The sequence below is a fragment of the Stieleria varia genome (genome assembly GCF_038443385.1).
GTDB classification, from domain to species: Bacteria; Planctomycetota; Planctomycetia; order Pirellulales; family Pirellulaceae; genus Stieleria; species Stieleria varia.
In genome coordinates this window covers 9,499,544-9,519,964 of sequence record NZ_CP151726.1, presented here as the reverse complement: position 1 = coordinate 9,519,964, position 20,421 = coordinate 9,499,544, and the positions used below count along the sequence as shown (strand labels likewise).

Annotated in this window: 15 protein-coding genes; 5 read left to right on the top strand and 10 right to left on the bottom strand. The window is 53.7% G+C overall.

What is annotated here, in order from left to right; translation table 11 throughout:
* The first annotated feature begins 332 nt into the window (after nucleotides 1-332).
* The gene (locus Pla52nx_RS32145) at nucleotides 333-1,223 is read left to right on the top strand and encodes a DUF6263 family protein (protein ID WP_146523111.1); all 891 of its coding nucleotides are present in this window, start codon (nucleotides 333-335) and stop codon (nucleotides 1,221-1,223) included.
* A 44-nt stretch (nucleotides 1,224-1,267) separates the two neighbouring features.
* Here the strand turns inward: Pla52nx_RS32145 and Pla52nx_RS32140 are convergent, their stop codons facing one another.
* Together Pla52nx_RS32140 and Pla52nx_RS32135 are read right to left on the bottom strand one after the other, a co-directional pair.
* Nucleotides 1,268-1,669 (bottom strand): hypothetical protein, encoded by a 402-nt coding sequence (locus Pla52nx_RS32140; RefSeq protein WP_146523112.1) that lies wholly within the window; start codon nucleotides 1,667-1,669, stop codon nucleotides 1,268-1,270.
* Nucleotides 1,670-1,677: 8 nt separating this feature from the next.
* Nucleotides 1,678-2,067, bottom strand: coding sequence for a transposase (locus Pla52nx_RS32135; RefSeq protein ID WP_146523113.1), 390 nt, complete (start codon nucleotides 2,065-2,067; stop codon nucleotides 1,678-1,680).
* 465 nt (nucleotides 2,068-2,532) lie between these two features.
* Here Pla52nx_RS32135 and Pla52nx_RS32130 point away from each other — a divergent pair, with 465 nt between their 5' ends.
* The 3 genes from Pla52nx_RS32130 to Pla52nx_RS32120 are packed head-to-tail and all read left to right on the top strand — an operon-like array spanning nucleotide 2,533 to nucleotide 3,338.
* Complete coding sequence (locus Pla52nx_RS32130) at nucleotides 2,533-2,670, top strand: hypothetical protein (RefSeq protein ID WP_342190304.1); 138 nt, start codon at nucleotides 2,533-2,535, stop codon at nucleotides 2,668-2,670.
* Between the two features lie 38 nt (nucleotides 2,671-2,708).
* Nucleotides 2,709-2,954 (top strand): hypothetical protein, encoded by a 246-nt coding sequence (locus tag Pla52nx_RS32125; protein ID WP_146523114.1) that lies wholly within the window; start codon nucleotides 2,709-2,711, stop codon nucleotides 2,952-2,954.
* Between the two features lie 45 nt (nucleotides 2,955-2,999).
* On the top strand, nucleotides 3,000-3,338 hold the full coding sequence (locus Pla52nx_RS32120; RefSeq protein ID WP_146523115.1) for a hypothetical protein: 339 nt from the start codon (nucleotides 3,000-3,002) through the stop codon (nucleotides 3,336-3,338).
* Nucleotides 3,339-3,744: 406 nt separating this feature from the next.
* Here Pla52nx_RS32120 and Pla52nx_RS32115 read toward each other — a convergent pair whose 3' ends face one another.
* From Pla52nx_RS32115 to Pla52nx_RS32080, 8 genes are all read right to left on the bottom strand, one after another.
* Nucleotides 3,745-3,984 (bottom strand): transposase, encoded by a 240-nt coding sequence (locus Pla52nx_RS32115; RefSeq protein WP_146523116.1) that lies wholly within the window; start codon nucleotides 3,982-3,984, stop codon nucleotides 3,745-3,747.
* 89 nt (nucleotides 3,985-4,073) lie between these two features.
* Nucleotides 4,074-4,901, bottom strand: a complete 828-nt coding sequence (locus Pla52nx_RS32110; RefSeq protein WP_146523117.1) for a hypothetical protein — start codon at nucleotides 4,899-4,901, stop codon at nucleotides 4,074-4,076.
* An 83-nt stretch (nucleotides 4,902-4,984) separates the two neighbouring features.
* Nucleotides 4,985-10,861, bottom strand: coding sequence for an RHS repeat-associated core domain-containing protein (locus tag Pla52nx_RS32105; protein WP_197455054.1), 5,877 nt, complete (start codon nucleotides 10,859-10,861; stop codon nucleotides 4,985-4,987).
* A gap of 219 nt (nucleotides 10,862-11,080) precedes the next feature.
* Nucleotides 11,081-12,454: an IS4 family transposase gene (locus Pla52nx_RS32100; RefSeq protein ID WP_146523119.1), complete on the bottom strand. Its 1,374-nt coding sequence runs from the start codon at nucleotides 12,452-12,454 to the stop codon at nucleotides 11,081-11,083.
* A gap of 378 nt (nucleotides 12,455-12,832) precedes the next feature.
* Entirely contained in the window at nucleotides 12,833-13,339 is a 507-nt protein-coding gene (locus Pla52nx_RS32095; RefSeq protein ID WP_197455055.1) for a DUF4870 domain-containing protein, read from the bottom strand.
* A 193-nt stretch (nucleotides 13,340-13,532) separates the two neighbouring features.
* Entirely contained in the window at nucleotides 13,533-14,078 is a 546-nt protein-coding gene (locus tag Pla52nx_RS32090) for a formylglycine-generating enzyme family protein (protein WP_146523120.1), read from the bottom strand.
* Entirely contained in the window at nucleotides 14,072-15,649 is a 1,578-nt protein-coding gene (locus tag Pla52nx_RS32085; protein WP_197455184.1) for an ISKra4 family transposase, read from the bottom strand. The genes Pla52nx_RS32090 and Pla52nx_RS32085 overlap by 7 nt, the downstream gene beginning before the upstream one ends.
* Before the next feature lie 69 nt (nucleotides 15,650-15,718).
* The gene (locus tag Pla52nx_RS32080) at nucleotides 15,719-19,492 is read right to left on the bottom strand and encodes a bifunctional serine/threonine-protein kinase/formylglycine-generating enzyme family protein (RefSeq protein ID WP_231742807.1); all 3,774 of its coding nucleotides are present in this window, start codon (nucleotides 19,490-19,492) and stop codon (nucleotides 15,719-15,721) included.
* 312 nt (nucleotides 19,493-19,804) lie between these two features.
* Here Pla52nx_RS32080 and Pla52nx_RS32075 point away from each other — a divergent pair, with 312 nt between their 5' ends.
* A complete protein-coding gene (locus Pla52nx_RS32075; protein ID WP_146523466.1) occupies nucleotides 19,805-20,407 on the top strand; it encodes an RNA polymerase sigma factor in 603 nt (200 codons plus the stop codon).
* Nucleotides 20,408-20,421: the final 14 nt, after the last annotated feature.

Below are 20,421 nucleotides of genomic sequence, written 5' to 3'. Positions count from 1 at the left end.
GGCGCTAGCCGTGGGCCTGAGGCGGATTGTGGTGCCGGCCCACGGCTAGCGCCTGAGGCTCACTTCGATTGCGATGCATAGAACAAAAACATGGACTGAAAAAACAATGTCAACACCAAACTTTGAACAGTCCAGGGTTAGCTTGGACGTTGCACTAGGAATGGAAGAACCGGTTGTTCTCTATCGCGCGCTGAGCAATGCGTGCATTGCATCCGACTGTGCGACACGCCGCCTCGCCATCCAGAATCCGTCTTGCCGCGGCATAACGATTCTGCGAGTTTCACGAGCACGTTTTCCCCGTCCCTCCGATTCCGTGTATGGAGACCGTGATCGTGTTTCGATTTGCTTCGAGTTTTTTGTCCGTGACCGCCGCCGTCACCCTGATTTGCATCGCACCTCTGTCCCATGTATGTGCCGACGACGACGCAAAAGTCGATGGCCAGACCTACCTGCTGCGGCATTCCATCGCCGATGGACAGCAACTTCATTTTGAAGTCACCCACATGGCGAAAACCAAAACGCGGATCGAGGGAACCGAAGACGTTTCACAGGTTCACACCATCAGTCATCGTCACTGGGATGTGGTCAACGTCGACGGCGAGAAGATGACTTTTGATCACATCGTTGACACCGTCGAGATGACGCAACAGCAAGGTGACAAGGAAGAGGTTCGTTGGAGCAGCACGTCGGGAGAAATTGCACCGACGATGTTCGGCAAAGTCGCCGAGCAGATCGGTGAAAAACTTTCCACCGTGACGATCAATCCGCGCGGTCAGGAGACCGACCGTGAAGACTTCGGCGGCAGCAAAGCCAATCTGGGGATGGGCTCGCTCGTGATCGCCTTTCCTGAAGAGCCCATCGCCATCGGCGGTTCTTGGGCGGTGCCCCGTGAAGTGAAGACGCGGACGGAAGAAGCGACGATGAAGATCATCAAGATCCGCGAGTTGTACACGCTGGAAAAGGTAAAAAGCGGCGTCGCTACGATCTCCATCCGCAGCGAACCACTCACTCCCATGGATGACGAATCCATCCGGGCTCAAGTCGTTCAGCAGCTAAGCAATGGAACGATCAAGTTCGACATGGACAACGGACACCTGCTCAATAAAGAACTCAATTGGGACGAAACGGTTGTCGGTTTCCAAGGAGCCAACAGCATGATGGAGTACCGTGCCCGAATGACCGAGCGATACTTGGACGACGCCCCACGCACCGCACGAAAGTAGGCACTGTCGGAAGTCAACACTGTCCGGGAAGGGCTTCGCCGGGGTCAGGCTTTGCATTGGGTTTTCAGTTGCAGTCTGTCCTCAATCGAAGCCGCCCGTCGTCGCCACGACGGCGACTCGGCATGTCGTCGCTCGGCTCGGCGGACAAGCCCCGAGACGCTGCCTATTCCGCTGACACCGAACGCCTCGCCCAATTCTGCCAAAGTCGCCCCGGTCCACCGACGACACAGCCACGCCGCCATGTCCCGACCGGGAGCTGAGGAGCGAAACACTGCGTGGTCCGACGCGGCCACGCCATGGTCTTCGGCGACCGCTGCAATCAGTTCTGCCGGATCGACGCTAAATAATCGACGGCTGACGCTGCGATGCCTGGTCTCGTCCCCGCTCTCGGCCAATTCCAACATCCGACGAAGAAACGACTCGCTGCCGTACACCCAGCCGTGCATCGTGTCCTTCAAAAGGTCATGCCCCTGGGCCAAACCCTCGCTGACGTATTTCCGGTAGGCCTTATTCGCATCGGCCCCGCCGTGAAGGCCTTGTAGCGACCCTGGTACAGATGCCCGGTGCGTCGGTTGCGTTTGGCATACCAGTTGGCGTATCCGGAAAGCCAGTGCTGCATGCCGGTGGCCAGGTTCGGCTCGGGTGTGCGAACGAGCGCGTGGATGTGATTGGGCATCCAGCAAAACGCAAAGACCTCCCAGCCGCACCGGGAGACTTGCTCAGTGAGTCCACGGGTGAAGCGTTCGTAGTGTCCCTCATCGTGAAACAGTGCCCGTCGGCCATCACCCCGGGTGATCAGGTGATAAATAGCCCCGGGGAACTGGACGCGGTGAGGACGAGGCATGGTCAACCCTGGAGCGGAGGAGGATCAGACGGCTGTCGAATCTATTACCGTCGAAAACCCAATGCAAGGCCTGACCCCAGCGAAGCTCCGTAGTCCACCAAGTCTACCAACCCAGCGAAAGCCGGGCGATCGTTGGCGTACATTCAATGAATGGTTCCCTGGAGTTCCACGAAATTCACTGTTGTCAGATTGCCAACCTGGCTGGAACAGCAGCAAGCGCAGATGGGTCAGACAGAAGAACCGTTCCCAGCGTGTTCATCGCAATGCGCGGGTGAAGTCGCCCTGAACTTAGCCCTGTAGCGAAAACCATCGAGATGCAACCGCTGTGCGACAGCGGTTGCATTTTGCATGCGACGATAGCGGCGAGCCGATCCGGCCAGCGCGATCGACACAGTGGCCCAGCAATGCAAATCATCGAATGGTGGAGAGCAATAAAAACGAACAGAGATTCCAGTAAGTCATGCTGTGCATGACACCATCCGTTCATCACTACGAGGTGATACCGCATGTCACGAAGCGTTTCCTGAATCCGGGCCTCCGAGCGCGACGGCAAGCGTACCGTATTTCGTCATGCACAGCATGACCTACGAAAAGGCGGTGTGACCTACTCGGTCATAACCAAACGTCTTCACGAAGACGCGATGCGTGAGTTCATCGAGGGCCAGCTTGATCGCATCGGATTGGGGCACAACACGTTCACCGCCGGTGCGATCGAGTTGATCATCCGCACCGCCGACGGAGTGCTTCGTCGTTGCCGCAACCTCTGTCTGGCTTCGATGCTCGAAGCGGTGCGTGCGTCGTCCGGCACGACGATCGACATCGACTTGGTCAACCGCGTGCTGATGCAACCCCACTGGCAAAAGGAGGTCGACCTGACGGATTTTTGAAGATCATCCCCACCCACTTCTTTACTTCACCCTTCGGGCAAGCCTATGATTACCAAACAACTCCTGCGAGCGATTCGCAACGAATTACCGATGAAATTGACCGTATGTCGACTGGGTCGTCGCGGTCCGATCGGGAAACAAGCGGACGGATACTTTCGTTTTCAGTGTCCCCGTTGCGGCGAAGTACGTGCGACGGTGAATCCGAAAAACAACATGGCTCATTGCTTCTGTTGCGGGGAGAACACCAACAACATCGACTTGATGATGCACTACGGGCACGACTTCTTGCCGGCGGTGAAAATCCTGGAAGGTTGGCTGGAGCAATACCGAAGCGACCTCGGCCAATCCGCCCCGTCGCAACAGGCCTCATCACAATCTTCGTGAGCTAAACCTGTTGCCACCGCATCGTGCCGGTATCATCGGAAACAAGCAGATCGCAATGCGACCGTTCCAAAAGGACGGTCGCATTTTTGATGCGCTGTCGAGTCGATCCGGCCCGAGCGATCGCAGAAAGAGACCGTGAACAATGAGTCACTTCTGGTCAATGAAACCATCCGATCTCAATTCGGCCAAGACCATCCCAAGAGAGTCGATTGAGAAAACGCCGTCGAGAGGTCTCTCCAATCTTCGCAACAATTCGGCCACGCACCCCTCAAGAGAACCAAAAATCCACCCAGTCTCAATTCGGCCAAAAATGCGACATCAAAAAGGCCGGTAACAGAGAGGCCTCTCCAATCTTCGCAACAATTCGGCCACGCACCCCTCAGAAGAACCAAAAATCCACCCAGTCTCATTTCGGCCAAAAATGCGACATCAAAAAGGCCGGTAACAGCTGACGGACCAAATGCCAGTGATTGGGCATCAACTGGTAGGCGAGCAATTGACACGGGTATCGCTCCAGCCCTTGGGCCAAAATGCGTTCGAAGGCATCGTAGTCTTCCGGCTTGTGGAAAATCGTAGCCCTGCCGTTGCCACGGTTCAACGCGTGGTAAATCGCTCCCGCCTCGTCAGCGCGTTTGGCTCGACCCATTCTGTGAGTTTAACAGAACTCACAGAGCCGAAAAAGAGTCCTGACACCTTTTCTTGACCGACACCAAAAAGGCCGGTAACAAGTAAGAGCTACTTGCTTTTGAACAAATGCCTTTCCAACTGCTTGATGTGCCTGAAAAGTGGTAGCTGGAGTTCGCCATCCCAACCTCCAATTTCAAAATGTTCACTCGCATTAAAGAACCCAGCAGTCCAAAGCTCTTTCGTGACTGACTCGATGCAATCAGGCTCAACCTTCCAAAAATAGTTAACTTGATTCACATTCTCAATAACGCCTCTGTCAGAACGTTGGCCAATCCAATCTCGCAAGGAACAGTTCTTGCGCACAGGAATCGAAAGATGGAAGTCGCATAGTACAGAGACAGGATAGACAAGAACCGGCCTTTCAACGTAGACTACTGGATCCTTTGATCGGTATCCTCGATCACGTTCCCACAAGGAAAGAAGCTCTTCGTAAGTGCTTGCTGGAAGTAGTTTGTCGCTTGCGGGCGGCTCCCACACACATATCAGCGACCCCTCAAACGTAGGTGCAGCTGCGACCCGATGGAAATGGTCGATGTTAAAATATTTTGTTGGATTTAAATGCCCATAATCTACCTCAAGAAAATCAAGAAGGTCCCGTAAGATTTGACTGCCACCCTTATCATTCCACTCATCAATTGAACAAGCGATATTCACACGACCGCAGTCGAGCGGGTCGCGATCAAAGCGAATGTCGAGCCGAGGATCAAGTTCACGAAATATTATTGTGCCAAGTTCTTTTGGCCCTCGATTCTTGAGTGCACCAAGGAATTTATCGGTCGGGTAAAATGTCCGCCAGCCTTTGCCGGAGATCCCAAACACGTGGCCAGACTCAGATAATACGGGAAACATTTTGAATACGTATTCAAAGAATTTCACCAAGTCTTCGTCAGACCAAGATCTGTTCCAAAGAAGCAACTCTATGGAGTTCGGATACGACTCCTTCTGTGCCAGCCCAGCCATTAAAGAACCTTTGCTAAATTTCCTGCCGTATCGTACACTTCTATCCTTACTCTTAAAGAGCTATCACTTGCAACCTGTTTAACCGCTGCAAGCCATTTAATGTAATCAGGATCGACCCCGTGGCGTGCCATTTGCATTGGTGAAGCAACCTCTTGGAGTATAAGCAGGTCACCTTGGATTGCAATCACATCAGGGCTATATCGATCGAGCTGATTTGTTAAACTCTTGTAGTTAACCGGAATGTAGAGATTTACGCCTAGCTTCTTAGCCCATGGTGAATATGTGCCAGCGATATCGCGCAGTGTCGTAGAAAGAGAGCGATTCATCGCAACTAGTTCGGTATCGGCATGTTCTGCGATTGCCACTGCGAGTCGTTTAACTTCTTGAGCGTGAGCAGTTGGCGCACCAAGCCGTGTTGTACCCTGTGGGCTACCAATTAGTGGAACGTAGTCAACAATTCCATCCTTAATTCGCTTTACAGAATCCATGACCATCCCCGGGCGATACTTTGTGAAGTAGCGTGAAGCTGTCCATCCGCGAATTCCTGGTGCAACTTGCCCGAAAACAGCAGGAGTCAGGCGATGCGTAAAAGTGTTGGAGTTCGTTCCACTGTTCGTTCCAGTACGATCTATTACTGACCCTATAAAACTGAACGCAGCCTCGCCAAACTTGTACAAATCATACAGCGTTCCCAAAAAGGGCAATAAACTGTAGAAGCTTCCTTCCAATGCTTCATTAAATTTTTCGTCAAATACCTGAACGAATTCTCCAATTGACTGAGATGATTTCGCGCCAACTGCGGCAGAATACGCAGCCATGCTAGCATCATTCAGCGCATTTGACATTCCTGCCTGAATTGTCATTCCAGATAGTGATGAAGCGATCGTGTATTCGCCATTTGAGTCAACACCAAGTATCGGATCACCATGCACGTAGGCATATTTGTGCAAGCTCTGTGGGTCTTGCATGTTGCCCGCGAACGGGTCTAACCGATTGAACCTGCCGTTGGCCGGGTTATAAAACCTTGCTCGTAGGTATTGCTGGGCGGCTTTGGCGTCGAAGTGTTCTCCGCTATAGCCGAGCGATGAGAGGCGGGCGGACACGGCGATGGATGCTGCGGCCTCGTTGTGCAGCGCGATCATCTCGCCGTATGCGGCGAAGGTGAAGACTTGAGCGATGGCGGCTGCGGCGTCGTAGAGGACGCGGACGGAGCCGTGGCCATCGTGACCGAAGATGAGCGTTTCGTCGGTGGTGTTGCCTTGCCCATCGTCGGTGCGAACCCGCTGGGCGATTTCGTCTTGGCCGAAGGTGTAGTCGATCGTTTTGGTGCTGCCGTCCGCGTTGGTTGTCATTTCGCGGATCGTTTGGGTGTATCCAGTGTGGTTATGGTGGTCGGCTAGGAACGAGGTTTCAGACTTCAGGCTCCAGACTTCAGTGTTGGGGTCGGCAGAGAGAGACGTGCCGTCCTCAGTTACGAGCGAGACGCGGAAGGACTTAGCGTCGTACTCGTAGCGGGTGCGTTCTCTTGCGGTGAGGGTGCCGGTACCGTCGAAGGTGTCGTTGATGACGCTGGCCATCCGTCCTTGCAGGTTATAGCCGAAGAGTTGCTGCGAGAACCTGGGGCCGCTGGTTTCAGCGCCGGTGTGGACGGTCTTGCGAGTTTGCTGCGTGTGGTCGTAGTCGTACTCGGTGAAAGTGTCGTTGTCCGCTAAAGAACGATCATCGGAAAACTCGGCGAACAGACGGTCGTTCGCATCATACTCGTAGTCAACCCTCACCCCTGGCCCCTCTCCCTGGTCAGGGAGAGGGGAGCCAATGGCGCTAGGGACGCGAGTCAGACTGGTTCGATTGCCGGTGAGGTCATACGCGAATGATTCTGTTTGGTCGAAGCTTTCGTCCCAGTGATCAACGGTTTCTTGCGTCAACCGGCCAACGTGATCATAGATCCAGTCGTAGCTCGTCGTTTTGACTTCATCTACGTCGCGAATGCCGTCCGCGTTGGCGTCGAACCAGAACGATTCGACGAGTCCCGTTCGCTTTCCGTCAGCCCGCACGGAGTAGTCGTAGCGGGCCAACTCCAAGGTTTCTCCGCTGGTCTCCACGACATAGCTGTCGTGCATCACATCCAAACGACCAAGTGAGTCGTAAGCGTAGTTTTGAGTTACTCCATTCGGCAGAGAGGTGCGACCGAGAGACCCCGAAAACGTGTAGCCGTACTGAGTATCCAGGGTTTCATTCGTAGCGTCACTTGGATCGCTGTCTTCCACAACGGTTTTGAGTCGTCCGAACGCATCGTACGTGTATGAAGTGATACGCTCGGCTGGCGTTTGCCAAGCGAGACTTGAATCAGATGGCACGTCAGCATTTGCGGAGCGAACAATGGTGTCCGTCTTTCGGCCTTGATCATCGTACCGGTATTCCAACGTTCCCTCGGGTGTCTGCACTACCCAAAGCCGTCCTTGCTCATCGAAGGTGTTGGTCTCGACTCGATCCTCGGTCGTCGTGCTGCCATCGATCGTCGAATGGGTGGCCGTTCGCTGGCGCCCCCACGCGTCGTACGTGTAGGTCCAGGTTTCTCTCAGAGTGCCGTTGTCGTAGTCGGCGATCGAGTCGTAGTATCGCAGTTCGATCATTCGTCCCGTCGAGGAGCCATCCGGCAGAGCAGGAACGGTGGGATCATCGAAGATCTGTTCCGTGACGATGCCTTCGAACGAAATGTGCAAGTACTGACGCCCCAAGTCGTCATAGCGGAAGGATTCGGTGTAGTACCCGTCGCCCCACGACTGGTTCGATGGGAGCCCGGGCAAATCATCCGGCGTTCCCAATTGGCCATCATCGCCAAATCCTAGAGGAAGCGTTCGAGTGAGTTGACGCCCATCATTATCAAAGGTGAATCGAGTCTCGTGACCGAGCGGATCGACGATCAAGTTTTGGTTGCCAAAGGAGTCGTATCCGTAGAGATAGGTTGGCCGAACAAGTTGTCCAGAACCATCGTCTGCTGCCGGCAAGGCAACGGACTGAAGCCGCCCCAGCGAATCGTAACTCATCAGCCTCGTCGGGACACTCTGCCCAAGTTGCATGAATCCGGTGGGTGGAGAAAGCTGGGTGATGCCTTCCCATCCGACAATCACAAATGACTCGTCGGACTCCGACCAAGTTGTGACATAACGACCGTCGATTTGTTGCGACTCCGCTATCTGTTCGCCAAAGTCGTTGAATCGATATTCAATGTACGAGTCGTCGTTGAACGTCGTTCGGACGGCATTTCCGAAACCGTCCAATGTCGCCTCGCTCCAACGCTCCTGATCCCGGATCACACGTAGCACGGTTCCATCGGACGATTCGACTTGAATGAGGTTGCTGACGGTTCTGCTCGCCTGCCCGTTCCCATCGTAGAGGGTCTCGGTTCGACTGCGGACGTATTCGTCACTGGAAAAATCTTGTTGCGAAAGACCGGCAACGTCTCGCGCCAACTGTCGTAGCCCCGCCGATGCCCACTGGCGTCCTTGACTGTCAAATTCATAGTCGGTGACCAGACCTGAGGACGAAATCGACTGGATCGTACGTCCTTGGTCGTCAAATCTTGTTTCAGACCAGGATACCACCGTGGAGCCAGGCTCCAGGGTGGTTTGTCCCTTGGAATCGATGCTGACAACGACATCTGACAGTTGCTCTGTCTTCCAAGCTCTGCCCAAGCCATCGTAGTGGGAATAAGTCGCGGTGACCTCCGAACCGATGGTTTCGTTGCCCGCGGCGTCGACAAAGACCAGATAGCTATTGGTGCTGCAAACCGATCTCCCGAAATCGTCGTAAACCGTTCTGGAAACCATCCACACAGATTCCGTGCCCGCAGGTCTTTGAAAGTCTCCAGACAATGAGACTTCGGAACGCGATTCTGTCGTATCGCCGTGTTGGTTGTACGTTGTTTGAGTTCTCAAACCGTACTGATTCACTTGAGAACTGACCCTACCCAAAGCGTCATATTGAGTAGCTGTTTTTGAGAGGATGGTCGCGTGGGACAGAAGCCAGTCGTCCAGGCTTCCATGAACCGCTTCATCGTAGACAATGCCACCGACGTCCAGATGTGATGTCAGGTTTGCTGGAGTACCAGTGATGATGATTTTTACACCGGCGAGGCGATAGGTCGCATCGACTCTCCCTTGGATGTCGTAATGAGTGTACGACACGTCGTTGGAGGTGGCATTGTCAAACTGCCCTGACACAGTCGCTGGATCTTCCACAAACTGGGTTGACAGGATAGATCGACCGTCCTCGTCGTAGTAGCTTCTACTGACTGAGAAGGATTCACTGATTTCGCTTGGATTGAGCGGATTGGAACCACGAGAGTTGGTCCGTGTCTGGATGCTGAGACCACGGATGTCGTAGGTGTTCCATGTGATCCGAGGGTCGGCATCCCCACGGATCTCCTCCACGCGTTCAACTTGTCCCAAGGCATCGTAAAAGGTTTCTTGGGACGAAAGAGTCAGGACTGGCCCGTCTCCACGTTGAACCTGTCGTTGGCTCAAATAGGCTCTGCCTTCCGGATCGTATTGGGTGACGTCCGTGAAATGCAGCTCCGTTCCATCCTGGTCGAGTTCGGTGCGGAAGACGTGAGTTTGGCGACCTACCGCATCGTACTGAAATGTCGTGATGCTCCCGTACTCGTTTTCGACTCGCTCAAGTTGTCCGAACGAGTCGTACTTGTTCGTGACACTCAGTAGATACTCGCCGTCCAAGTAGCGGTATACTTGGGTAACATTTCCGTCGGTGTCGTAGCCGAGCTTTTGCCGCGATGTCGACGTGACGACCTCCTCGATATTGCCCCGATCGTCATAGAGATAATTGGTTTGATTGCCGAGTGGATCCGCGCTCCAATCGACTGAACCGGTCGATGTGTAGCCGACTCTCTGAGAATTGCCTCGCGAATCGGTGGAAGTTTCCAGTTCGCCTTTGGCGTTGTACTGGTACTGAGTCACCAAGTCATCGGTTTCACCGTTCTCGGTCGAATCGAGTTGGCCCACGACCTGCGTTTCACGATCAACTCTGTCTTCTGTGAATCGACGGACAATCAGTCGTTCACCGGGCCCTTCCTCGCGAATGACGTTTCCACGATGGTCGAAGGTGATGGTCGAAATCACATTGCCGTCGTCATCAAGTGTCTCTTGAGTCCGCAAGTCTGGGGACAGGCCGATACCGGCACTTTCGCTGGCCGCGTCTGTCAACGTTTCCAAACGTCCGTCGGAATCGTAGTCGTTGGCCAGTGCCGTTCGGTTGAGTGCATCGATAACGCCAGTGATGTGGTGAACGAATTGCGAATCATCATAGCTGAATTGTGTGGTTCGATTCGAACGATCGGTAACGCTGATGAGATTGCCGAGACCGTCGTATCCGTATTGGGTGGAATAGCCAGCCGGATCTGTGATGCTGTTGATCCGATCACCCGTTCGCTGGATCGTGACCACGCGACCGTTGGAGTGAGTGATTCGATTTCGCGAGTAGGTCACGCGGTTTTTGTTTCGGTCCTCCACCCAAACATCCTCTGTCCGCCCGGTGATGTCCATTCCATAGACGGTGCCATCACGCAGTTGAACTTCGAAATACCCTCCGAATGCCGGATTCGCCGGGTTGTACGATAGGTTGAGCGTTGCATCCTGGGTCAGGCTCACGTACTCGCTGCCACTTCCGTATTTGACAAGCGTAAACCCTTGTTTCACATACAAGCCGCTGGTGTTTCCCGGATCGGGGATGAATCCAGGTCGATAGGTTTCGCTAAAACCAGTGCCATAAGCACTGATATTGGTCTTCACGGGGCTAAACGTGAACCCTTCCTTGGTTCCGTCAGGCAGCGTGATGATGATGCGGGAACCCGCCAGCATGGCTCGGCCACCGTTGCCGACGAGGGGACCCTGTTGGTATTGTAGGACTGGGCTGTTCAAAGTTTGGTGTTGTTTCTTTTTGGGGTTTGCGCAGTTTATGTCCCTACTGCCGCGCAACTGGTGGCCCCCAGTGAGCCTCAGACGCTAGCCGTGGGCCTGAGGCGGATTGTGGTGCCGGCCCACGGCTAGCGCCCTTGTCTTTACCCACATCTCAGTCACCTAAAGTTGCCCGAGTAGACGCATCGCGTCAAGTAACGAGTGCATTTCCTTGTAGCCTCTCCAGATCGTTTGCCAGCCGGGTTCTCCGTCTCCTGTCCGACCAAGGAATCCGCCTAGCTTAGCTAGTTCGCGAAAAAACTCGTAGACCGTCAATTCGCTCACCTTCACCTTCGGACGCAGGAGCTTAAGGCATTTTAACCAATGCTTGGGAACATGCGTCTTAGCCTTTGCGTTGGGTTGATTTCTACCCACCAGCTTCAATTGAAATAGGCGAACCGCAATGACACCGATCAAGCCCAGCAAAGGCTCAAGACGCGAGGTCGTCCGCAAGGCGTGTGCCTCAATCGAACAGCCCGATTTTTCCACTTTGTGATACTCCTCGATCAGCCAACGATTCTCGTAGTCCTCTATGACCTGCCATGCATCATCGAACGTCTCAGCAGGCAGGCTCGTCAACAGCACCCAACGTATCGGTTTTACTCCCTCTGGAGCGTTGACTTCCTGGACAATTACCACATTCATTTCAAGGGTCTTGATGCCGCACTGCTTCACCCATTGGCTTTTCCGATGCGGTAGTAGAAAGGTCACGCTCGTCACCGATACTTCCAAAGTCGCCTTGCGAGCAGCGACTCCACTACGACTTCGGAGATTGAGCGTGTACGAGCCGAGAAGCTGTGCGTCTTGACAAGCCTCGTTGAGCGAGACCTTCTCGCCTGACTGATTCAGAACAATGCGGTTGAGCTTTGCCGCTCGGATGATGCAGTCAGTTCCAGTCTTTTTGATGTGGCACATCGCCTCGAAGTTGTCACCACCTCGGTCAAAGACATGAATCCATTGAGAGCCTTGTGGAGCTGGTCCAATTTGATCCACCAGATTCCCCCACAAGTCGCTCTCACGGACACGAGCAAGTCGTTGGGCACGAGTTTCGCCCTTGGGTTTTAGCTTGCGATAGTGAAGTAATGCTCCCGCTTGTCCGACAACGACTCCCCGCTCACTGTCATAAACCAGGCTGCTGTGCAGTTGCACTCCGCGACTGCGGCCATCGCCGAGTATTCCGAGGCCGGTCGTGGCTTTGTGAGTGTTTAGATTGATATCGGTCGTATCGCTGATCAGAAGATAGCGGCCCGGACGGGTCTGCTTGGTATTGTTCCAGTGCTCCGAAGCAGTTGATTCAAAAGTCACTTCGGTGGAATCAAAAAGCCGATACGCAGCTTTCAGTTCTGACCACTGGGTATTCTGTCCGGGTAAGGACTTTTCAGGTCCGGCGAGCATGTTGGCAGCGACGAGTTTCATTCGTTTCGTCCTTCGGCTGTCACCAAAATCGCATTGCCCAAACTGCTCCTCGATCCACAGTTCATTGTCAACAACAACCATCGCGGCCTTCCATGAAAAAAAATTGCCTACTTAGACACATCCTGCGGGAGTTAGAGAAAAAGTGGGCGCCCTGTCCTGGCCCCGGAGAAATGGTTGCAACTGGCTACATCAATTCAACAACCTCGAAGTTTCACACGATGGACGACCGCACGAAAACTGGCAAAAACGAAAAGATGTTTCACAAATCCGCGTTGGAAATGTGGGTAAAGACAAGGCTAGCGCCTGAGGCTCACTTTGATTGCGATGCATGGAACAAAAACATGGACTGAAAAAACAATGTCAACACCAAACTTTGAGCAGTCCAGCCTTGTCTACTTTGGCGGGTACAGATTGATCCGCCGTTGGCCCGTCACTGCCCGACTCAGTCCTGCCAGTGGTTCAGTCCTCTGGAAAGAACTTGATCGCACCCGGATACGACCAGACCTCGTGGTTGTTGCACTTCACCGCAGCCACGATGGGGAACACGACATCCAGCACGGCGAGCAAGATCAGGAAAGGGATTCCGATCAGAAACAGGCTCATGAACCCTGCGATCGCGGCGTACAGCAGTCCGCTGATCAACCAGTTCATCATCCGTGCGCCATGACGCCGAGTGAGTTCGGACTGATCTTTTCCCAACGCCCACATCACAATGGGAGCAACGATCCCCAGTCCGGAGAACACCAGCAGTTGGGACAGGTGCATCAACATGCACCAAGTCTCCTCGCGCATCCCACAGACCATGCCGGGCTGAGAACCGCTGATCGAACTCGATGAAAATCCTGCAGGCTGCGTCTTCCGCTGTTCCTGCATCGCCAAGCGTTTTGCTTCCTCAAACTCCGTCTCGGTCAACAAACCGTCACGACGCATCTGGGCCAAACGTTCAAATTCATCGGATATTGCCACGGCACCCGCTCGTTGGAATGTCCTGAATTTCGCTCACAATTCAACGCTGAACCGAACGAGCTATCCAGGACGAATTTCAAATCTCCCTTGGTGAATGGCCCATTTCAACGAAAACCCAGGCGAAAAAAAAAACGAGATTTTGAAAAAACGTCCGAGCTGAATCAGCCCAATCGCTGATGGGTTGCTTGAAAACCTAGCGTTCCACATCAGTCCCGAGGACACGAACAACGCGGAATCCAAGGTTATCGTGACGACCGGTCGGATCAAAGCCGGTTCGATAAGCGTTTCTCGCGCCCATCCAATCTACTCTCCAGGAGCCGCCGCGTTTCGTACGCCAGCTACCTCGGGAGCCTATTGGATCAATCGCGAGTTCATCGCCGTATGGCGTGTCGTGGTCTGCACACCACTCAAAAACATTACCGTGCATGTCAAACAAACCAAAAGCATTTGGCTTCTTTCGGCCGACAGGATGGGTTCCGCTGCCACCACACCAACCGTACTCCAATAGCTGTGTTGCATCGTCGCCCCACGCGAACCTTCCATCACTGCCTGCGCGGCAGGAGAATTCCCATTCGGCTTCGGTCGGTAAGCGATACGTAAGGCCCTCCTTTTGTGATAGCCATGCACAGAAAGCAACCGCATCATTCCAAGAAACATTGACCACGGGGTGGTCATCGGTTGGCGCGGGTTCAAAACCCAGGTCTGCACTGAGTGTGACCGGCAACCCGCCGGTTAACATGCCATGGTAAGCGGAGTGTAGTGGCAGACCATGTTACGGTTTGGATGGGTGCTCTCGCTCAACTCCGTGACTCGCTGTTTGCAGAATTTATCCCAGTAGTCACTCTGAAATACCGCCCGCACGTTGAGCATGCTCCGTGCAGCTTCCAGCGTCCAACGCATCCCGCTTCGTTCCATGCGGTCCTTTACCAAGTGCCCGCACGCGCCTTCGATCACACCCGAGGCAATCGGGTAGCCTGCAGCAAGATATTCGTCGTAACGCATCCGATCCTTGTGTTTCTCGAAGTAACCACAGATGCGTCGAAGGTCTTTGAGTTTATCGCCCTTGAGTTTCCCAAGCGAACCCATTCGACGTAGCCCTCGGATCACCCCGTTGACCTCACCACGCAGGATTTTCAGCAATCGCTCCCGCGTAAACGCTGCTCGCTTTTCGCTGGATTTCTCGAACAATGACGAAGCCTCCCACACGTAAGTCGCTACGTGAATGATGTCCAAGATTGGCACCACTAATGGATCGTCGCCTAAGTGTAACTGCGCGACTTCCCAGAGGCTCTGCTGACCGTCCATTAACAGAATGATCACTTGGAGTTTCTTTCGGCGGACACTGACTTGATCTGCGAGCCATGCGATCCCCTCGTGGATACCGCTGATGGGAACCTCCGTATCGTCGTCCACGAAGGTCGCGGGAAAGTGAGCCGATGTGTGCTTGTGCTTTGGCCGCGGTCGTTTCTTTTTGCTCTTGCGTGATTGCGTGCCGGGTTCTTTGTCATCACGGAACAAGGCAGCGACAATTTGCTCGGCTGTGCGAACATAGGGATCGACGGTGTAAGCACTCGTGACCGTTGCCATGCGACGGTTTCCGGGCCGTTTCTTTGCTGTCTCAAAAGCAGCAACTTTGGCGGCATCGTCTTTGATCAAGGGAACGCCCTTGCAGTCGGCCGAAGCGACGAGAAGCTCGGCTTCATCCTTCTTTTTGGGCGTGGGCAAGTCGTCCAGAAAGGCATCGGCCTGGACCCCCATTCTCTGGCTGGTCTGTTCGAGCGTGTCGATCGAGAATTTCGCTCCGAAAACGAGTTCGAGATTATCAGCGGCCTGGTTGAATGCGGATTCGACGCAGAACATTTGGGAGAACTCTTGGAGCAGGTACGACCAGCGGTGCTCCGGCAGTTGCATGCGGGCGCTGATCGGATGCAGTTCGATTCTCTTGTTCTTTCCCGGGCTGTAGGTGTACTGTTGAAAGGCGTGTTCACCGAAAATCGACCGAACCACCGTGTCGGTCGGTTTCTCGCTGCGTCGCAGTGTTTTGCCTGATTCGCTGACCGCTTGATCACCAAGGTCCCCCTTGCCTTGGAGTTTGGTGAAGAGCTCCATCGCCAGAAAGCCGGTTTTCAAGACAAGATTCCACACGGCACGCTCTGTTTCATCGAAAGACTGGCCGCATTTAGAAGCATTGACGACGTGTTCTCGGATGGTGTCGCCGCACTGCTGCAGTTTCTCGGCGATTTGCTCGGGCGACTGCGGAAAAGAAGACGAAGTGGGGTTGTCAATATCGCTTGAATGTTCGACGCTCATTTCAGCGGCCTCCTGCCTTTGATACCTGGAAGTTAGAACCCAAATCATGGCAGGTTGGCCGCTTTTTGTTTACCCAGATTCCGCAATGCTCCGCAGAAGCCTCGCGGGTTGCCGGTCACACTCGTCTGCACTCCACAAGTAATCAATCGACTGAACTCCATTGGGATTCTTTGCCGTGCTGAATCCGCCCATCCCGTCTTTCTCGGCATCGGTTTTATAGCCGGTCGCTTCAACGAACGCACGGTACTGTCCTCGCGTCACCTCATGGACTCCGATTTGAAATGGCTTGGTCAGTACCACGTGATGCTGTGGTATTTCTCTCAACAATTGCTGTTTGAACCAGCGTAAGTCTCCGTCCTGGCCGCTAACTCTGGCCTGAAACTGATCCATCTCATCCTGCGACGTGCCCATCAAGAATTCGCCCGGAGGAATCACTCGAAACTTCATTGAGATGCTGTTGGTGATTTCGACTTCGACGCCAAGATGATTTGCCCATTCGTCTTGTAACTCTGTAGCCTGCTCAGGACTCAAGGGAACAAGGCCTGGATCAGGTTGATCACTAGGCCACTGGTATTCGGCGAAATTCTGTAAGCTCCAGTCGCTGATTTGAAATCGAGTATCTTCCCCAGAGATGATGTGCACGCCAGGCTCCGAAAACGATTCAAATGATGACAATCGTGATAAGTCGCCCTTCCATTCCAGCAGGGTTGCCCCATCAACAGCTACGGAGATTAATGGCTTTGTCACCCGAATCGTCACCCGATGTACGTTCCCGTCCGTAAACGGATCACCGACGACCGACGATTCATTGACGTGCGCTTGCTTCCCGTCGATCAAGCTAAGGCCACTACGAGTTTTGGCGTAACCTGCCAACACGACCGTTACTCTTGTATCCCTGACGGGGATCTGCACCAAGAGCGCTCCTTCGTTACCAGACTCCCGTTTCAGTGAAAACGCTAATTCGTATTCATCGGAAGCATCAGACGCGACCAGCAAACTTTCATGTGCTTCGATGATGGAAGAGTTCGGCAACGATGGATCAAACGCTAACGCTGTGTGAGTCAGTTTGCAATTTGGCCATAATCTTCTGAATGCTTCAACACCAGCCGTAGAAACGGATGTGTGAACAATTTCAAGTTCGTTCACGCCACTCATTTCAGCGATTCTTCGTAACGTTGCGTCATTCAAATCTGAATCATTCAGTACTAATCGATTCACAACACGACTACGAAGGTAGCCCGGCAATCGCTCCGAGTTGGTTGCGCCGCTAAACCGCAAACTGTCAAAGGCATGCCCCAACGCTGGAAGCGATTCAAGCAACTCGGCCGTCAGCCGTAGATTGTCGGGCGCTTCGATGCTACGAACATGAAACCAATCGTCTCCGCTCCAAGCATCTTCGTTCTTCGAATCCCAAGGATCTTTCCAATTCGAGTGGACTCCCGAGAGTCTCCAACCTTCGTCTGAAAGTTTTTTTGCCAACTCACGTACAGGATCCGTTCCGACAATTTTTCCGTTGATGCCGATACGCAATCGCGAATTCTGACGCAATGCTTTCTCGGCAATCGGAACCAACTCTGATTCTGTTGTCTGGCTTTTTGCATAATCAAAGCCGAGCCAAATGGTGTCCAACTGTTGGTGCTTGCAAAGTTCGTCAAGTTGCGGCGGTTCTGACGCATCCAATTGAACTTCCGGCAGCCAAGGAATGTCCTTCATGAACTCCCAGTTGTCATCCACCTGAGACCAGTCCAGCCCCAAGCTGTTGAGTCGGGGAAGTGCACTGAGCAGCCGGAAGTCCTGCGACTTCAGTCTCGTTCCCCTGAAGTGAACCCAGTAGATATTACGGTTGGTAACAATTTGCGCTAGGTCGTCCGAATTTAGAGAGGTGTCGGTCGCAAAAAGAACCTGCAAGTTCGGAAGATTGGCAAGGTTTTTTCCGATGTCGTTGATCTCACCGAGCCCAGACAGTTCAATGAAGTTTAGAGATCCAGGTTTCTTTGCGACTTCACCGGGCGTCATGGCACGACCAAAGGGATTGCCTTCGTGAATGATTCCTCCGACCGATTCGACCCATTTCGCGGCTGCAATCTCTCGCTCGTACGGATCACTCGATTTCGTTGCTTCCTGCGTTTCGGTTGATGCCATCGAGACGCGAATTCTCAACTGCTTGTTCGCGTCAAGCAGTTTGAATTCCTTAGCTGTGATTTCTAAACCCTGATCATCGGTGATCATCAGCTCATCCGGCGCGTCGAAGCGATACTCGCCCTCGGGCAATGGCTCGGGTTTCTTGGTGCCGGTGTTGATCTGCCAAACTCTGTGACTGCGTTTATCGATCACCGCGATACCGTCTGACTTCAGCCTGGCTTCGACTTGCTCATCGTCGATCTCGACAATCAGCGTGCCATACTCGGTGCGCAACCAAAAAACCTGGGCAAGGGTTGAGAAAACAAATAGGAGAGTCACCAAAGCGAGTGTGGCTTTGCCAATCTTGGTGAATCCACTCTTCGTCAAGGTCGCGACGGCATTGTCATCAACGGTGGATTTGGGCGATTCACCCACGAGTGATGATGGTAATTGCCCAGCAGTGCAGTCTGCCAATCCGGCAAGGTCAAGACCAGCGAATGGTGTCAACCGGATCGAAAACTCGGCGGCGGTTTCAACTCGATCTCCTGCCTCTTTGGCGAGCATCTGGTCTACCAAGCGGATCAATTCAATGGGCAATTCAGGACGAGCGGTCCGCAACGACGGAGGCTCGTGAGTTGCAATTGCGACGAGCATTTTGCCAGTCGTGTCGAATTTCTCGGTCGGGAACGGCAGCGTCCCAGCGAGCAGTTTGTAAAGTGTTGCGCCTAGCGAATAGAGGTCGGCGCGTTGGTCAATCCTGGAGCTATCAAGCGCCTGCTCGGGCGACATGTAGCCAAAAGTTCCCATGGCGTTGCCAGTGGCGGTCAATTCTTGACCTGTTTGTTTTTTCACGGATGCAGACGACAGGTCCGACTCGATTCTTGCAAGCCCCAGGTCTAAAACCTTGACCACACCTGCTCGATCCAAAATCAAGTTGCTTGGCTTGATGTCACGATGGATCAAACCCATCTCATGGGCGTGCTGTAGCCCAATTGCGGCTTGCCGTATGATCTCGCATGCAACGGCACTTGGAAGTTTACCGTGCCTCCGGACAAGCTTGGAGATATCAACTCCTTCCACGTACTCCATCACGATGAAATATTCGTTGCCGATCTGGCCTCCGTCGTACGCGATCACCACATTGGGATGCTGGACGCGACCAATCGCTTTCATTTCCCGTTTGAATCGCTCGATCGCCTGACGATCATCAACCCGAGTACTGGATAAAACTTTGATCGCAACCGTCTTGCCGAGGTGCGTGTGAATCGCTTTGTAAACTGCCCCCATTCCGCCTTGGCCGAGCTTGGCGACAATTTGATAGGGACCAAGTTGTCGCGACCGATCAAGCGGGGTCTCGACCGTTTCCCGGCCTCCGCGGACACTCGATGCCATCGTCGAACGATCGGGAAAATCGGCAAGTTGCTTGGAAACGTCTGGGCCGGGGGTCTCGGAAGCAGATGCCCGCGGCATGCTGCTTCGTAGCCGATCGATTCCTTGAATCAACTCCGGTTCCTCCAGAAACTCGATCTGGGGATCGAGGTTCCGAAATGCATCGAAGAAGGTATCGGAGGAATCGTGGAATGAATCGACCGTCTCTCCGCACGGAATGCACTCGTCCAAGTGCGTGCTCACCCTCGTTGTATCGTCGTCCCGCAGGTCCCCGACGGCATAACGCTCCAGTTCGGCGAGCGGCGGACAGGTGTTCTTGGGAGTTTTCTTCACGGCATCAACACGTTTGGCAAAAGGATCTTTCAAACCGCCTATCTGAACCTTCGAAAGAGTGTGACAAAACTCAGACCGCTCTTGTGGGGGTGCGCCATCAGCTTAGAGGCAGCCAAGATTCGAATAAAGTCATTGAAACGAGCCCGTTCTGACGGAAATGACCAATCGCCGACGGACCAGCTCTCCGTTGCAATCCTGCAGCCCTGATTCTCAGGGAAATGCTGCAAAAAGCACCAGAAATAGGGTAGCGGCATGGTCCCCTGGAACCAAGAATGTCCATGCAAATGACGTACTAATTCCGGTTCGGACGACATGCCGCTTACTTCTCCATCGACATCGCTCAGTCTGATTCGACGCGTGCAGACGAACGATCCCCGCTCCTGGGAACGTCTCGTGCAAATCTACGGGCCACTAGTCTACCGTTGGTGCCGTCGCCGAGGGATTGATCGTCATGATGCGTCAGACATTATGCAAGATGTGTTTTCGGCTGTTTCAGGGAGCATTGATCGGTTTCAGAGTGAACAAGGCCAACGTTCCTTTCGTGGTTGGCTGTACGGAATCACTCGCTTCAAAATGTTGGACCATTTTCGCCAGTCCATGAAACGCCCCGATGTGATCGCCGGCGATGTATTGGATGCAACGCTTGAGGCCAATGTTGATGCGGATCCCTATTTGGATGATCCAGCGGGCGATCGCATCGACGCCGGGATCATCATTCGACAAACGCTGGAATTGATCCGCCAGGAGTTCACCGACGTCACATGGAAGGCATTTTGGAGAACCGCCGTCGACAAGCAGTCGGCCCCGGACGTGGCAGCAGAGCTCGGTCTTCAGCCCGCGAATGTCCGCCAAATCAAACGCCGAGTGATGAAGCGGCTTCGAGATGAGCTCGACGGCCTCGAACCAGGTATTTGATGCCAAAGTTCCGG

Excerpts from the sequence above, each read along its gene's own strand:
- Pla52nx_RS32140 (WP_146523112.1), bottom strand. The coding sequence starts at position 1,669 with ATGCACGGCTGGGTGTACGGCAGCGAGTCGTTTCTTCGTCGGATGTTG.
- Pla52nx_RS32135 (WP_146523113.1), bottom strand. The coding sequence starts at position 2,067 with ATGCCTCGTCCTCACCGCGTCCAGTTCCCCGGGGCTATTTATCACCTG.
- Pla52nx_RS32125 (WP_146523114.1), top strand. The coding sequence starts at position 2,709 with ATGCGTGAGTTCATCGAGGGCCAGCTTGATCGCATCGGATTGGGGCAC.
- Pla52nx_RS32120 (WP_146523115.1), top strand. The coding sequence starts at position 3,000 with ATGATTACCAAACAACTCCTGCGAGCGATTCGCAACGAATTACCGATG.
- Pla52nx_RS32115 (WP_146523116.1), bottom strand. The coding sequence starts at position 3,984 with ATGGGTCGAGCCAAACGCGCTGACGAGGCGGGAGCGATTTACCACGCG.
- Pla52nx_RS32105 (WP_197455054.1), bottom strand. The coding sequence starts at position 10,861 with ATGCTGGCGGGTTCCCGCATCATCATCACGCTGCCTGACGGAACCAAG.
- Pla52nx_RS32100 (WP_146523119.1), bottom strand. The coding sequence starts at position 12,454 with ATGGTTGTTGTTGACAATGAACTGTGGATCGAGGAGCAGTTTGGGCAA.
- Pla52nx_RS32090 (WP_146523120.1), bottom strand. The coding sequence starts at position 14,078 with ATGTTAACCGGCGGGTTGCCGGTCACACTCAGTGCAGACCTGGGTTTT.
- Pla52nx_RS32085 (WP_197455184.1), bottom strand. The coding sequence starts at position 15,649 with ATGAGCGTCGAACATTCAAGCGATATTGACAACCCCACTTCGTCTTCT.
- Pla52nx_RS32075 (WP_146523466.1), top strand. The coding sequence starts at position 19,805 with ATGCCGCTTACTTCTCCATCGACATCGCTCAGTCTGATTCGACGCGTG.